14 protein-coding genes are annotated in these 15,029 nt (G+C 61.9%); 7 read left to right on the plus strand and 7 right to left on the minus strand.

Annotation, left to right across the window (positions count from 1 at the left end):
- Window positions 1-52: 52 nt before the first annotated feature.
- Genes ACSQ2A_RS10295 through ACSQ2A_RS10325 form a run of 7 tightly spaced genes read right to left on the minus strand, consistent with a single transcriptional unit; the run spans window position 53 to window position 7,221 of the window.
- On the minus strand, window positions 53-1,552 hold the full coding sequence (locus tag ACSQ2A_RS10295; protein WP_436072149.1) for a M81 family metallopeptidase: 1,500 nt from the start codon (window positions 1,550-1,552) through the stop codon (window positions 53-55).
- Window positions 1,553-1,566: 14 nt separating this feature from the next.
- A complete protein-coding gene (locus ACSQ2A_RS10300; protein WP_436072150.1) occupies window positions 1,567-2,847 on the minus strand; it encodes an amino acid deaminase in 1,281 nt (426 codons plus the stop codon).
- Window positions 2,848-2,856: 9 nt separating this feature from the next.
- Entirely contained in the window at window positions 2,857-3,669 is an 813-nt protein-coding gene (locus tag ACSQ2A_RS10305; RefSeq protein ID WP_436072151.1) for an HpcH/HpaI aldolase family protein, read from the minus strand.
- Window positions 3,670-3,674: 5 nt separating this feature from the next.
- The gene (locus ACSQ2A_RS10310) at window positions 3,675-4,460 is read right to left on the minus strand and encodes an SDR family oxidoreductase (protein ID WP_436072152.1); all 786 of its coding nucleotides are present in this window, start codon (window positions 4,458-4,460) and stop codon (window positions 3,675-3,677) included.
- Window positions 4,461-4,463: 3 nt separating this feature from the next.
- On the minus strand, window positions 4,464-5,423 hold the full coding sequence (locus ACSQ2A_RS10315) for a Gfo/Idh/MocA family oxidoreductase (protein ID WP_436072153.1): 960 nt from the start codon (window positions 5,421-5,423) through the stop codon (window positions 4,464-4,466).
- Window positions 5,424-5,428: 5 nt separating this feature from the next.
- On the minus strand, window positions 5,429-6,205 hold the full coding sequence (locus ACSQ2A_RS10320) for an SDR family NAD(P)-dependent oxidoreductase (RefSeq protein WP_436072154.1): 777 nt from the start codon (window positions 6,203-6,205) through the stop codon (window positions 5,429-5,431).
- 8 nt (window positions 6,206-6,213) lie between these two features.
- Window positions 6,214-7,221, minus strand: coding sequence for a Gfo/Idh/MocA family protein (locus ACSQ2A_RS10325; protein WP_436072155.1), 1,008 nt, complete (start codon window positions 7,219-7,221; stop codon window positions 6,214-6,216).
- A gap of 362 nt (window positions 7,222-7,583) precedes the next feature.
- Here ACSQ2A_RS10325 and ACSQ2A_RS10330 point away from each other — a divergent pair, with 362 nt between their 5' ends.
- The 7 genes from ACSQ2A_RS10330 to ACSQ2A_RS10360 all read left to right on the plus strand — a co-directional run bounded on the left by ACSQ2A_RS10330 (window position 7,584) and on the right by ACSQ2A_RS10360 (window position 15,025).
- Window positions 7,584-8,303, plus strand: coding sequence for an FCD domain-containing protein (locus ACSQ2A_RS10330; protein ID WP_436072156.1), 720 nt, complete (start codon window positions 7,584-7,586; stop codon window positions 8,301-8,303).
- Between the two features lie 108 nt (window positions 8,304-8,411).
- On the plus strand, window positions 8,412-10,043 hold the full coding sequence (locus tag ACSQ2A_RS10335) for an ABC transporter substrate-binding protein (protein ID WP_436072157.1): 1,632 nt from the start codon (window positions 8,412-8,414) through the stop codon (window positions 10,041-10,043).
- Between the two features lie 81 nt (window positions 10,044-10,124).
- The gene (locus ACSQ2A_RS10340; RefSeq protein WP_436072158.1) at window positions 10,125-11,087 is read left to right on the plus strand and encodes an ABC transporter permease; all 963 of its coding nucleotides are present in this window, start codon (window positions 10,125-10,127) and stop codon (window positions 11,085-11,087) included.
- A 3-nt stretch (window positions 11,088-11,090) separates the two neighbouring features.
- Window positions 11,091-12,032, plus strand: coding sequence for an ABC transporter permease (locus ACSQ2A_RS10345; RefSeq protein WP_436072159.1), 942 nt, complete (start codon window positions 11,091-11,093; stop codon window positions 12,030-12,032).
- Between the two features lie 4 nt (window positions 12,033-12,036).
- The gene (locus tag ACSQ2A_RS10350; protein WP_436072160.1) at window positions 12,037-13,047 is read left to right on the plus strand and encodes an ABC transporter ATP-binding protein; all 1,011 of its coding nucleotides are present in this window, start codon (window positions 12,037-12,039) and stop codon (window positions 13,045-13,047) included.
- Entirely contained in the window at window positions 13,040-14,080 is a 1,041-nt protein-coding gene (locus tag ACSQ2A_RS10355) for an ABC transporter ATP-binding protein (protein ID WP_436072161.1), read from the plus strand. The genes ACSQ2A_RS10350 and ACSQ2A_RS10355 overlap by 8 nt, the downstream gene beginning before the upstream one ends.
- Window positions 14,081-14,101: 21 nt before the next feature.
- Window positions 14,102-15,025, plus strand: coding sequence for a dihydrodipicolinate synthase family protein (locus ACSQ2A_RS10360; protein ID WP_436072162.1), 924 nt, complete (start codon window positions 14,102-14,104; stop codon window positions 15,023-15,025).
- Window positions 15,026-15,029 lie beyond the last annotated feature (4 nt).

A 15,029-nucleotide genomic window follows, 5' to 3' on the forward strand; every position in this document is an offset into this window, starting at 1 on the left:
CCCGGAGGGCTCCGCCGCAAACCTCGTTGATCTCGCTGAGAGCTTGGCATGGTCAGCCTAGGGAAATGACCTTGCCCTGAAGCTTGGTGAAGGGCAGGCGGCGCAGGTCGCTGGTGCAGAGGCCGGGGCTGTCGACGTAAAAACTGGCGCGCTGGATCGAGTCATAGGCGGCCCGATGGGAGACGGCGGCCTTGATGACGACATAGGTCGCGTCTTCGGGGCGCAGACCCTGCGAATGGTATTGACCGAGATCCATGGGCGCGGTCTTGCGCTCGGAGAGCAGGATTTTGGCCTGGTCGTTGGCGATGACGGCGCAGCGGCCCATGCGGATAGTCGTGCCGCCCATGGAGGCGAGGTGCGATTTCGGGTTTTCGAGCTGGAAGACGCCGTCGCTGAGGTGCTCGACGGTGCCGGTGAAGGGGATCGGCGCGCCGTGATGGGCGTCGGTCTTGCCGCCGATCAGCAGCGAGACTTCTGCGCCCTGTCCGGCGGCAGAGCAGTTGGCCACCGCCTCTCGATCGGCGAGGGCGGCGAGGATGTTCTTGCGGCCGGTTTCGAGGAGGGGGCCGAGGAGGCCGGTCGCATCGCCCGGCGTGCCGCCGCCTATGTTGTCGGCGGGCTCGATGAGGAGGATCGGGCCTGTGCCCGGTGGCAGGGCGTCGGCTTTGGTGAGGGCGGTGGCAAGATCGTCTTCGTGCGGATAGCCGGCTTCGATATTGGCTTCGAGGACGCTGACCAGGGTGTCGAGGTGTTTTTCGGCGGCGGCGACCGGACCCTTGGTGACGAGATTGAGGCTGAAGCCGCAATCGGGAATGTCGGAATAGGCGTAGCCGGCCATGACGTTGATGGTGAGGATGTCGGGATCGCTGGACTCGATAGCGCGGGCGGCGGCGAGGACGCTCTTCATCGGGTCATTGGCGGAGCCGACGCCGACGGGCGAGATGACGTATTTGGTCGAACGGTGAAGCGCCCGGATGTTGGGCTCGCTGAAGGCGCGGTCCAGCAGTTCGGCAGCGGCCACGGCGGATTCATAGGCGTCGGTGTGCGGGTTTTCGCGATAGGCGCGGAGGACCGTCGCGTTTTCCACCATGACTTGCGAAATGTTGCCGTGGAGGTCGAGGACGGCACCGACCGGCAGATCGCTGCGGCCGGCGGCTTTCAGGCGGTCGCGAATGGTCTTGATGACGAGGCCTTCGACGTCGTCGGAGCCCTCGCTGACCATAGCACCGTGGAGGACGAGGAAGATGCCGTCGATCTCATTGATGTGGCGATCAAGACCGGCGAGGAAGTGCTCGAAAAAGAGATCGACCACGTCGTCGGTCACCTTGCCGGCCGGTTGGGCCGCCATCTGTATGGTGGGGAGGACGCGCCAGCCGGCCTTTTCGGCATAGTCGATGAAGCCGGCGCTCGGTGAGCCATTGCCGCGGTTCTGGTCCACGGCCGCCTGGCCGATGCGGATGCCGCCATCTTCGAACTGGGCCATGCCGGTCTTGTCGGCGAGGAAGGTGTGGGTCTCGTGATAGAGGCCGCCGAAAAGCACGGTCTTGGACATGGTGTACCCCCAGGTCAGAAGAAGGTCAGGACGCCGTCGATGACGGTGTAGTCGTCGTCGACGATGGGGAGGAACCGCCATTTGTCGAAGGCGGTGCAGGGGTGGGAGACGCCAGAGGCAACGAGGTCGCCCACCTGCCAATCGGTGTCTGGGCCGAGGCGGACATAGGCGTGCTGGTCGTTGGTGGCGAAGATCGTGGCTTCGCCGATGGGCAGGAAGCCGATGCCGGGGCGGTAGCGCTTGAAGGGGACGGGCAGGCCAGAATCGTACGGCACGTCGCGCTTGCCCATGGAGAGAAAGGCGAGGCCTGGTTCGGGCATGGACTGGACATAGGCCCAGGCCTCGAGCGCAGGCTGCAGATCGGATTTCCACGAGCGGCGCGGATCGGCCTTGGCCTCGTCCTGCGCCTTTTTGTAGGCTCCGGAGTCGTTGGTGACGTAGCAGCCCGAGCGCAGCAGCACGCGGACGGGCAGGGGCAGGTCGAGGGTCGAGAAACGGTCGGCGACGATGTCGAAATAGGAGGAGCCGCCGCCGGAGAGGATGAATTCGTCGAGGCCGGCATAGAGGCTTTTGGGCAGGGCACGGGCGATGTCGACGATGCTCTGGGCGAAGGGTTCGACGAGCATCGGGTCCTTGTCGATGCCGGGCACAACGCCTTCGAAGGTGGCGATGCCGGCGAAGCGTACGAGGTTCTGGTCGCTGCTGGCCAGTTTGTCGGCGAGGGCGAGAGCTTCGGCCTCGGTGCGGAGGCCGGTGCGGCCGCCCTTGGCGCCGATTTCGAGCAGTGCCTTTATCGGTCGGGTCGGCGCGAGATCACGCAGATGCGTGAGCATGTTGTCGAGTTGGGCTGCGGAATCGAGGAAGCAGGAGAATTCGAATTCCGGATCGGCGTCGATGAGTGCGGCGATGCCGGCGAGGTGCGCCTTGCCGATGAGCTGATTGGCGAGAAGGACGCGCTTGACGCCATAGTGGTGCATGACCTGCACCTGATTGACGGTGGCGGCCGTCATGCCCCAGGCGCCGCCCGCCAATTGCTCGGAGAAGATTTGCGGGCTCATGGTGGTCTTGCCATGGGGCGCCAGGGACAGGTTGTGGCTCGTCAGGTATTGCCCGAAGACGCTGGCATTGTGGTCGAGCGCGCTGCGTTTGAGCAGCATCAATGGCATGGGAAGGTCTTCGCGGAGGACGTTCCAGCCCTTGCCGGCAATGTCCTTCAGGGCAAAGGGTTCGGCTGTGGCCGGGATGCCCTTGGTGCGGCCGTCGAGCAGGGTCTTCTGCAGCGCGTCGAGGTGCATCTTTCCGTCCTAGATGGCGTCGAATGCGGAAAGCATGTCGTCGGCATAGGTGGCGAGGGCCACCACGTCGGCGCCGACGCTGAGCAGATTGTAGCCCATCGAGACATAGTCCTTCACATTGACCTTGCCGGCGACGGTGGCCGCGATCTTGCCGTGTTTGCGGGCGACTTCGGCGACGCGCTCGCGCACCTTGATGATCTCGGGCGCCTGAATCTGGCCGGGAATGCCGAGGCGGACGGAATAGTCGCCGGGGCCGAAGAAGAGGGCGTCGACGCCGTCGATTTCGGCAATGGCTTCGATTTCGTCGAGCGCCTCGGGGTCTTCAATCTGGTGGCAGACGAAGCGTTCCTTGTTGGCGGTTTCGAGGTAGTCGAGAAAGCCGACGCGGGTGAACATGCCGTCATTGTTGCCACCATCGACGGCGCGGCGGCCGAGCGGGGCGAACTTGGTCATGTCGCGCACGGCGCGGGCATCGGCGGCGCCCATGACATGGGGGACGATGAGGCCGGTGGCATCGGCTTCAAGCGGGCGGATATAGTCGGAATAGCTGCCGCGGGCGACGCGGACGAGGCTGTCGACGTCGTAGATCTTGGCCGCGCGGATCTGGTTTTCGATGGCTTCGAGGCTGGCCGAAGTGTGCTCCTGGCAGAGCCAGAGGGCGTCGGGTTGGGCCTGAGCAAAAATCTCGGCGACCTTGGCGTCAAAGGTGTTGAGCTTTAGCACTTTGGCGACGCCGCCGGCGGCGATGGTGCGCAGGACGCGGCTCTTGCGCATGCGGTGCTGGGTGGCGGGGGTGGCGGAATAGAGCTGCTTTTCGGTCATGGCTGTTACTTTGCGGTGTAGCCGCCATCGACCGGGATATTGGTGCCGGTGATGTAGGCGGAGGCATCGGAAGCGAGGAAGACGATGACGCCCATGAGATCGGTCTCATTGGCCATGCGGCCGAGCTGGGTGCGATCGGAATAGTTCTGCACGAAGGGCGCGGGCTGGTTGGAAAAGAGCCCGCCGGGCGAGAGGCAGTTCACCCGGACATTGTCCTTGCCCAGAATGCTGGCGGCCCAGCGGGTGAAATTGATCATGCCGCCCTTTTCGTAGAAGTAGATGGGCGAGGGATTGGGGTTCATGTCGGTGCCGGCATAATTGCCCATTTCGACCCCAACCATGCCCATCATCGAGCCGATATTGATGATCGAGCCGGATTTTTGGGCCGCCATGGACTTGCCGAAGAGCGAGGTAATCTTGAACAGCGCCGAGGCGTTGACGCGCAGGCTCCGGTCATAGGCTTCGAGATCGTGGTCCCACCCATCGGTGGCCGAGCGGGTGACGGCATTGTTGATCAACACGTCGCAGCGGCCGCTGCGCTCGAAAATGGTTTTGTGCAGGGCTTCGATGGAAGCGTCGGAGCTGAGATCAAGCGAGAGGGCGGTGACGTCATTGCCGGCTGCGCGTTCTTCGGCGGCGACAGCTTCGAGCTTGGTCTGGTCGCGGGCGGCGAGATAGGTCGTGGCGCCGGCTCCGGCGAGGGCGGCGACGATCTGGCGGCCATAGAGACCCGCGCCGCCGGTGCAGAGGGCAACTTTGCCCTTCAATGAAAAAGTGTCGAGAACGCCCATGGGTCAGGCTCCGAAGCTGGAAAGCGGGATTTCAGTGCCGCCGGCCTCGCGACTTTCGATGCCGGCGATGACCAGTTGCATCAGTTCGCGCGTCTGGGCGAAGGGGACGGGTGGCACGCCGGTGCGCAGGAACCCGACATAGCTTTCGAGCTGCGCCTTGAAGGCGGTGTAGGTGTCCTGACTGCGCAGGGTCACGCCGCCCTCGGTGCCAGCGAGGGTGATGAAGCCCGAGCCGCCGATCTGGTCAGCGGTGACGGTGATGACGATGTCTATGCCCTTGGAGTGCTTCAGGTGCACGACATTGCGCTCGTAGGTGCCGGTATTGCGGACAGAGACGAAGCCGGGGCCGGTAATCGGGTAGATCGATTCCAGCGCGTGGATGCCGTAGGTCTCCCACTTCTTGGCCATGGTGGCGAAGACTGTGCGCAGGGGGCCGAATTCGTAGGTGGCGCCGTGATAGGGCGCGAATTCCTTGGCGAAGCGCATGCCCGAAGACGAGATGATCGGCTTGCCCTCGGCGATCCAGTTCGAAAAGGTTTCGAGGTCGGCGCGGTTGTCGCAGAGCGGCTTGTCGATGAAGACGGGAAGGCCGGCTTCGACGAAGGGGCGAGCGCGCTCGACGTGTTCAAAGCCCTTGTCGGTGGCGACGATGACCGCGTCGACATGGCCGATGACGTCTTCGGCGCGGGTGACGACATTGGCGATCTTTGCCACTGCCGCGACCTGCGGAGCTTCGGCGGGATTGTCGGTCCAGACGTGGGTGACTTCGACGCCGGGGATGCCCAGCGTTTCGGGCGGCTGCTTGCCGATATAGTTGATGATCGCCGGATAGGGGCAGGTCTTGAGCGCTTCGGCGTCGTAGCGGCCGTTGATGATCATCGACCAGGAAAAGGGGTGGCCATTGCCCTCGACCATGCCGAGCATGGCGAGGCGGATGGGGCGGTCGGCGAAAGGAAAGTTCATGGAGGTCACCAGGCGGTCCAGCCACCATCTACACCCAGCACCTGGCCGGTAATGTAGGAGGCAGCTTCGGAAACGAGGAATACGGCGGCGCCGGCGGTTTCATGCTGGCGGCCGATGCGACCCAGCATGGTTTCGGCTTCGAGATTGGCGATGAAATCGGGATGGGTTTCCTGCACGGCGGCATGCGGGAAGGGGCCGGGATAGAGCGCGTTGACGCGGATATTCTTCGGGCCATAGTGGCCGGCCATGTAGCGCACCATCTGGTTGAGGCCGGCCTTGCCGACGCCGTATTCGATGGCGTTGGGGGCCATTTTACCGGGGTAGTTTTTCGGGTCGGGCGAGACGACGCCGTACATGGAAGAGTAGAGCACCATGGCGCCGCCAGGGGCCATCTTGCCTGCCGCGGCGCGGGCGAGGAGGAAGGTGCCGGTCAGGTTGATGCGGTTGGCGAGGTCGAAGGTATCGGCGTCGAGGGCATCAAAGGTCTTGCCGGAATTGAAGGCGGTGGCGGCGATGAGGCCGGAGAGATTGCCGAAGGCCATGGTGGCGCCGTCGACGCAGCCGAGGATCGAGGCTTCGTCGGCCATGTCGAGGGGCAGGGTGGCGACGCCGCCGGTGCCGGGCGCTGCCGCAACCGTGGTGCGGGCGATTTCGAGACGCTCAATATCGCGGTCGGCGATGATGACATTGGCGCCCTGCGCCTTGAGCAGCAGGCAGACGGGAGTGCCGAGATAGCCGGCGCCGCCGGCGACGAGGACGCTGCGGCCTTCAAGAGAAAACATGTTCGGCCTCAGCGGTTTATCGAGACGATGACGCGGTCTTGCCAGGACTTCTTGGCGGCAAGGGCGATCTGGAGGTTCTGGCGGGCTTCGCCGAGCGTTGCGAGGTGGCAGGGTTTGCCTTCGAGCGCGTCGAGCATGGCGTTGGCCTGGATGGTGAAGCGGGCCTGATGGGCCTCGGTCGGGACGAGGCCGTCCATGTAGTCGTGGCGATCTTTCCACTGGCCGCTGTCGTCATCGGCAAAGCTGAGGACGGAGTGTTCGAGGAAGAGATTGCCTGATGTGCCGATGAAAGAGGCCTGATTTATATTGGGTTTCTGGAACTGGTTGATGGTCACATTGGCCATGGCGCCGTTTTCGAAACAGATGTTTACGAGGCAGGTATCCTCGGTTTCGGTGCCTTCAAGAACCAGCCGATCATACATGGCGCCGACGGCGACGGGCTGGCCCATGAGCCAGATCAGCATATCGAATGTGTGGCTGGCGGCATCGAGAATTGCGCCGCCGCCCATCTCAGGACGGGCGTAATAGGTGCGCTGGAAGTCGGGGCGGTACTTGGGAAATTCCTGCGAGGAATTGACGTAGGCGAGCTTTAGCGAACCGATCTTTCCGTCATGGATTTGCTGACGGACTGCTAGCACTTCGGGGGCGATGCGGCGGATATAGCCAACCCTGGCAAGGATGCCGGCGCTTTCGACAGCATCGAGCGCGGCGTCGACTCCATCCATGGTCACGGCGAGGGGCTTTTCGACCATGAAGGGGAGCTTTGCCGCGGCGCATTTGAGCATGAGCGGTACATGCAGATGGGCCGGGGCGCAGATGACGGCGAGGTCGAAGGACGACAGGTCGGCTTCATCGAGATCGGCATAGCTGCCGACGAGCGAGAACATCGCTTCGGCCTCGGCGCGGCGCTCGGGGTGCGGCTCGACGATGGCGAGGCTCGCCCGCCCCGTCGCCGCATAGCCGCGCAGGTGCCTGCGACCAATGCCGCCGCTGCCGATAATCAGAACCCTCTTCATTCGATCCCCATCCCTCGGATCAAGCGCAATTTATGAATGCCGCTTGACACTCCAAAAAACTATGTTGTTATGTTAATGAGATAGCTTAGGGTGTCAATAACGGTTTTAGCGGCTTAACGAGGGTGTTGGGCCGAAATTCCCGAGAAAGATAGAACAATCTTTCGCAAAACAGACATTCTGCGCTAATTTGTGAAACAATTTTTTCAGGAGTGCCGTCATTTATGTCGAAAATGGCGTCTCCTGAAGCGCCAAAGCTCAATTCTTTCAACGTTCCTAGCGGTTTTGGTCGACCAAAGATGAATAATTTGACACCAAATTCAGGTTCGTGGTTGCGTGTAAGGCGCGACCATGAGGAGGAAGCGGTGACTTTGGGGGCGGCTGAAATCGCTGGCATGCTGGCGGAAGAAGTGCATGCGGGCATTCTTGAAGTGGGGGCGATGCTTCCCTCCGAGCGTGATCTTTGCGAGCGCTTCGGCGTGGGCCGGACGACGATCCGCGAGGCGGTGAAGCGTCTCGAAGGCATGCGGCTGGTGGAGCTGCGCAAGGGATATCGACCACGGGTCGCCTATCCCACGCTGACCCAGCTCATGGGCAGTATTTCGGCGGCTTCGGGGCTGTTCTTCAGGGGCACCGAGGGTGGTGCACATATGGAGCAGGCGCGGCTGTTTCTCGAAACGAGCCTTGCCCGCTATGCGGCGCAATCGGCGACGCCGGCCCAGATCGGCAAGATGGTTGCGGCTATCGAGAAGGGTGACAAGGCGCTCGACGACTTGCCTGCCTTCCGGATTGCCGACGTGGAATTTCACCGGGCGCTGGCGGAAGTGCCGGGCAATCCTATCTTCGTGGCGCTGCACGATGCGTTCGTGGGCGGGCTGATGATGTCGCGGCCGGGGCCGAAGGATGTCGTGAGCCACAACCGGCGCAGCAATGACGAACACAAGGGTGTGGTCCAGGCCATCATCGCGCATGACGCGGAGGCCGCTGTCACCATCCTGACGAAACACCTGACGCGTAATTACGCGATCTACGTCAATCACGTGCTGACCCCGATCGGGGACGGCAGCCAGAATTCGGAGGTGTGATCCAGGGTCTTTAACTCGTCGCGGTGTGGAGACCGCGACCGTCCGGCGTCACCGAGTGGGGATTCGGCCCGGACCAAATTGAACAAGTTTCATAACAGGGGAACGCAGATGCAATTCAAGAAACTCATCGCCGTCGGCCTTGCCGCGCTGATGTCGACGACCGCGATCGGTGCCGCTTTGGCCCAGCCGATCAATGAGAACCCATTGTCCGATCCGCGCGTGCGCCAGGCTATTGCCTACGCCATCGACATGGACACCATCATCGAGACCATTTTTGAAGGCCAGGCCGTTCGTGCCATTGGCATGCTTCCGGATGGTCCGAACAAGCCGACCGATCTCATCCACTACGACTACGATCCGGACAAGGCGCGTGCGCTTCTGGCCGAAGCGGGCTGGGATTCAGGCCGCGAACTCGATGTCGTCTATTACTATACCGACCAGGCGACCGCCGACCTGATGGCCGCGCTCCAGGCCTATCTGGCCGATGTCGGCATCACCATGAACTACCGCCTGGTTGAAGGCGACGTTGCTTCGCAAATCGCCGTCGTGCCAGATGATCCGGTGAACGGGCCGTCCAAGGTGACCTGGGACATGCTCTACGGCGCCCGCGCCGCGCTGGCCCTGCAGGAATATTTCAACCGCTACGCCTATGGCCTCAAGCCGATGATCCCGAACATTCCGCGGATGAACGAGCTCGTCGCCAAGGTGAACGGCACGACCGATCCCGAAGTGCAGCGTGAGGGCTACTTCGAGATGGAACACATCATCAATGAGAGTGTGTACCAGGTCCCCCTCTACTATCAGCAGCTCTATACCTATGAGAGCGACCGCCTGCACCGCAATGATGCCCCCTATGGCAACGAGCAGTACAACTACAATTGGGGCGTCGAGACCTGGACGATCGATCCCGACTCTTCGGGCAAGGGTGTGCTCTACACCAATGCCGGCCCGGCGCAGTTCTTCGAAGTGCCGTGGCAGAATCTCGGTATCTGGGTCGCGAACAAGTTCGCCTTCGACACCGTGCTCGAGGCTGATGGCGCGCTGACCCCGATTGGCGGCGAAATGGCCGACACCTATGAGATCAGTGAAGATGGGCTGACCTTCACCTTCACGCTCAAGGACGGTCTGACCTGGCATGACGGTGCACCGATCACGGCCGAAGACATTGTCTGGTCGATCGGCGCGGCGGCCAAGTTCCCGGTCACCCATCCGGTGGTGCAGTCGACGCTGAAGAAGATCGAAGGGGCCGATGCCTTTATCAAGGGCGAAGCCGAAACGCTGGCTGGCGTCAGTGCCGAGGGCAATACCGTGACGGTAAAGTTCTCGACGCTCGACCCCAATGTGCTGCTGACCTTCAGCCAGTTTGCACCGCTGCCGTCCAAGCACTTCGCAGGTGTCGATCCGGTAACGCTGCAGCAGGCGCCGTTCTGGCAGAAGCCGATCGGCTCGGGCCCGTTCAAGATCGATGAAGTGGTGATGAACGACTACACCACGCTCGTTCCCTTCGAGGGCTATCACAAGGGCACGCCGAAGATCGAGCAGATCATCGCCCGTCCTTCGAGCGACAATGACGGTAACCTCCTGGTCAATGCCCAGGCCCAGAAGGCCGACTTCGGCTACACCAAGGCGGCCGGCGACGTGCCGGGCCTTCAGGCCCTCGACTACATGAATGTCCACCCGATCGACATTCCCTATACCCGCATGCTCTGGATCAACCAGTTCCCGCATCCGACGAAGTGACCCTGACTGTGGGGGCATTGGCAGAAATGCCGATGCTCCCACGTCTTTTTTCCTTTTATTGACGGGGATTGGCCAGACACCATGCTGACCTACATAATCAGGCGCGTCCTGATCCTGATCCCGATGGCTTTTGTCATCTGCTTCCTGGTCTATCTGGGACTTGAACTCACGCCGGGAGACGCTGTCTCCCACATGATCAATCCCGATGCCGCGGGCAGCATGAATCCGGCCCAGCTCGAAGCCCTGCGTCAATCGCTGGGGCTCGGACAGCCGTTCCATGTGCGGTTCTGGTCGTGGTTCACCAATCTCCTGCAGGGCAATTTCGGCTACTCGATGAGCGGTGGTGTGCCCATTGCCAATATCATTGCCACGCGCCTGCCGGCGACGCTGGAACTGGCGGCGGTAGCACTGGTCTTTTCGACCCTGATCGGCAGCCTTCTCGGCGTTCTCAGTGCCCTCAAGCGGGGCAGCAAGACCGATAGCGCGCTCACCGTTATCGGCATGCTTGGCGTCTCGATCCCCGAATTCTTCTTCGGTCTCGTTGCCATTTCGATCTTTGCGCTGAACCTGGGATGGTTCCCGGTCGGCGGCCGCTCCATGCCCGGCTATGTGACGCTCTGGGACCGGCTGCCGCATATGGTGATGCCGGCCATGGTGCTCTCTATCATGCTGACGGCAGGCGTGATGCGCTATGCGCGTTCGTCCATGCTCGATGCGCTGAGCCGCGATTTCATCAAGACGGCCCGCTCCAAGGGCCTGCCGGAATGGCGGGTCAATCTGCTGCACGGGTTTCGCGTGGCGCTGACCCCTGTTGTGGTGCTCATCGGCTTCCGCCTGCCGGTTCTCATCGGCGGTTCGGTGATCATCGAGCAGGTGTTTCAGTGGCCGGGGATCGGCAATGAATTCATCTCCGCCGTGCGCTCGCAGGATTATCCGGTGGTGATGACCATCGCGCTGCTCTCGGTCATGGCGGTGCTCGTCGCCAGCCTCATCGTCGATATTCTGACCGCGGTGATCGATCCGCGCGTGCGGCTGGGAGAATAGTCCATGTCAGGCCCCACTTACCCAACCACACGCCGCCGCACCCGGCTCGATGCGCAGTTTGACCGCATCCGCGCCCGTGAAGAAGCCGGTCTTGCCAAGTCCGGCGGCGGCTCGCGTGCGGTCAAGAAATTCCTCAACAATCGCCTTGCCGTTTTTGGCCTTATCGTCTTTGCCATCATCATTCTCTCGTCGATCTTTGCGCCGCTGCTGACGCCCTATGATCCCAACAAGATCGACCTGCGCGGCATGCTGCAGGCGCCGAGCTGGGAGCATTGGTTCGGTACCGACCGGACGGGGCGCGATCTCTTCGCGCGTGTGCTCTATGGCGGCCGGATTTCCATTCTGGTGGGTCTGGGAAGCGCTGTCCTGGCCGCGATCATCGGCGTGTTGATCGGCGTCTATACCGGCTATGTCGGCGGCTGGCTCGATGCGCTGGCGATGCGCGTCTCGGAAATCTTCATGTCGTTTCCGCAGATCATCCTCGTGCTGATGCTGGTCTCGATCATGGGCCAGTCGCTGGTCAACCTGATGCTGATTTTTACCCTCACCGGATGGGGCGGCATCTATCGTATGGCGCGAGCGCGGATGCTGAGCCTCCGCGAAGAAGAGTATGTGCTGGCGCTGCGCAGTTTTGGGCTCAGCCGGCCGCTGATTGCCTACAAGCACATGCTGCCCAATGCGCTGGGGCCAATCATGGTCAATATCACGCTCTCGACGGCGGCCTTTATTCTGCAGGAAGCGGGTTTGAGCTTCCTTGGGCTCGGCGTGCCGCTCTCCATTCCGACCTGGGGCAATATTCTCAACGTGGCGCAGGACATTCGCGTGCTGCAGACCAATTGGTGGATCTGGCTGCCGGTGGGCACGGTGATCTCGCTCTTCGTGCTGAGCGTCAATTTCATCGGCGATGGTCTGCGCGATGCGACCGATCCGAGCCAGCAGGGGTGATGCGATGACCGCTACTCAAGACATCGCCATCAGCGTGCGCGATCTCAAAACGTTCTTCTATACGAACAATCGCTGCAACAAGGCGCTCAACGGGGTGTCCTTCGATATCAAGAAGGGCAAGACGCTGTGCATCGTGGGGGAGAGCGGCTGCGGGAAATCCGTGACCGCCGCCTCGATCATGCAGCTCTTGCCGACACTGTCGCGGATCGAGCAGGGCGAGATCATCTATCACGCCGACCGCGGCGACATTCCGCTCCATGCGCTCGAAAAGAACGGGCGGCATATGCGGCGCATTCGCGGGGCCGAGATCGCCATGATCTTCCAGGACCCGATGACGGCGCTGAACCCGGTCTATTCGGTGGGTTTCCAGATCAAGGAAAGCCTCAAATACCATATGAAGATGGTGGGGCAGGCGGCGCATCAGAAGGCGATTTCGCTGCTCAAGGAAATGGGCATCGCCTTGCCGGAAAAGCGGGTGAACGACTTTCCGCACCGCTATTCGGGCGGCATGCGGCAGCGCGCCATGATCGCCATGGCCATGGCCTGCAGCCCAAAGGTGCTGATTGCCGACGAGCCAACGACGGCGCTCGACGTGACCATTCAGGCCCAGATCTTTGAGCTGATGGACAAGCTCAAGCGCGAGCATGGCACGGGGATCATGCTGATCACCCATGACATGGGCGTGGTGGCCGAACTCGCTGACGATGTGGCCGTGATGTATATGGGCAATATTGTCGAGGCGGGGACGGTGGACGAGGTTCTGCGCCAGCCGACCCATCCCTATACCAAGGCGCTGCTCGCCTCGGTGCCGGTGCTCGGCAAGGGCAAGAACCAGGACATTAAGGCAATTCGCGGGTCGACGCCCGATCCGCTCAACCGCCCCAAGGGCTGCCAGTTTGCCGACCGCTGCGACTTCGCGGTGGCGCAGTGCCAGACCATGCCCGAGGAAACCCATATTACGCCGACCCATCGGGTCATGTGCTGGCGCTACAAGGAGCTGGTCCCCAATGGCTGAGAACAAGGACGTTATCCTGCGCCTGCGCGGGGTGAAGGCGCATTTCCCGGTCAAGGCGGGCGTGTTCAAGCGCACGGTGGGCCATGTGCGGGCTGTCGATGGCGTCGATATCGACGTCTATCGCGGGGAAGTGCTGGGGCTGGTGGGTGAGAGCGGCTGTGGCAAGACCACGCTGGGCAAGACCATTTTGCAACTGGTGCGCTCGACCGAGGGCGAGATCGTCTATCGCTCGCCGCAGGACGAGGAATCGGACCTGACCAAGCTCGACAATGCGGGGCTGGTGCCGTTTCGGAAGCGCTTGCAGATCGTGTTTCAGGACCCGCATTCCTCGCTCAATCCGGCTTTCACGATCTTTGGGTCGCTGGAAGATCCGCTGAAGAAGTATGGGGTGAAATCGCGGGAGGAGCGCCGGAAAATCATCGGCGATCTGCTCGAAGCGGTGAACATGCGGCGCGAATATATGGATCGCTATCCGCATGAGTTTTCCGGCGGGCAGCGGCAGCGTATCGGCATTGCGCGGGCACTGAGCATCGAGCCGGAGCTGATCGTCTGCGACGAGGCGGTGTCGGCGCTCGACGTGTCGATCCAGGCGCAGGTTTTGCAGCTTTTGATGAAACTCAAGGATGAGCGCAAGCTCACCTATATCTTCATCACGCATGATCTCAGCGTCACCGAATATATCTGTGACCGGGTGGCGGTGATGTATCTCGGGAAGGTCGTGGAGCTCTGTCGCTCCGAGGACCTTTTTGCCAATAACCTCCACCCCTATACCGAGGCGCTGCTGTCGGCCATTCCGGTGGCCGATCTCGACAAGAAGAGCGAGCGCATCGTTCTGCAGGGGGACGTGCCGAGCCCGGTCAATCCACCCTCGGGGTGCCCGTTCCATCCGCGCTGCCGCTACGCCAAGGACGTCTGCAAATCCGTGGTGCCGCCGCTCAAGCGCTATCACACCGGCGGGCACGAGCACTTTGCCGCCTGCCATCTCATCGATTTGCCGGAAGCGACGGAAGAGCCCGTCGTCCTTTCGGCCTGACCTTTCAACCCGGAGACGGAATTGTCCGCACTTTCCAAAATCAAGGGCGTGTTGCCTGCGCTTGTTACCCCGTTCGACGAGAACGAGAATTTTGACGAGGGGCGCATGCGCGCCGTTGTCGACTTTCTTATCAACCGCGGTGTCGACGGGCTTTACGTGACCGGCAGCACCGGCGAGGCTTTCATGATGTCGCCCGAAGAGCGCAAGCGGGCGCTTGAGGTGGTGACGGATGAGGTGAAGGGCCGGGTGCCGGTGATTGCCCATATCGGGGCGATCAGCACGAACCTATCCATTGATCTGGCCAAGCACGCCGAGAAGGTGGGCGCGGATGCGCTCTCTTCGGTGCCGCCCTTCTATTGGGGTTTTTCGCAGGATCAGATCGTTTCCTACTATACCGACATCACCGCTTCGACCGGGCTGCCGATGTGCGCCTATAACGTGCCGCTGGCGGGATTGTTTGGCTTCGACCTGATCAAGAAGCTGGCCGATGTTCCCGGTGTCGAGGGCATCAAGTATACCGCGACGACGCATCACGAGATCATGCGGATCAAGGCCGAGATCGGGTCGGATTTCATCATCTATTCGGGTGCCGACGAGATGGCCATGTCGGGCCTCGCCTTTGGTGCCGATGGCATTATCGGCAGCTTCTACAATTCCATCCCCGAGGTCTATCTGGCGCTGAATGCGGCGGTGGCGGCCGGCGATATGGAAAAGGCCAAGGCGCTGCAGGAAGTGGGCAATGCCGTGATCTTCTTCACGCTGGCGCGCAATCCGATTGCAGCGATCAAGCGGGCCATGGCCTGGCAGGGGGCGGATGCCGGCTATTGCCGCAAGCCGTTTGGCAATTTCTACACCGAGGCCGAGGAAGAAAAGCTCAAGGCCGAGTTCCGTGCATTCAAGGCGGAACGCGGTCTGACGGGCGTCAATTTCCTCGACGCGATCTAGAGAA

This window comes from Devosia sp. LjRoot3 (assembly GCF_964252865.1).
Classification (GTDB): Bacteria; Pseudomonadota; Alphaproteobacteria; order Rhizobiales; family Devosiaceae; genus Devosia.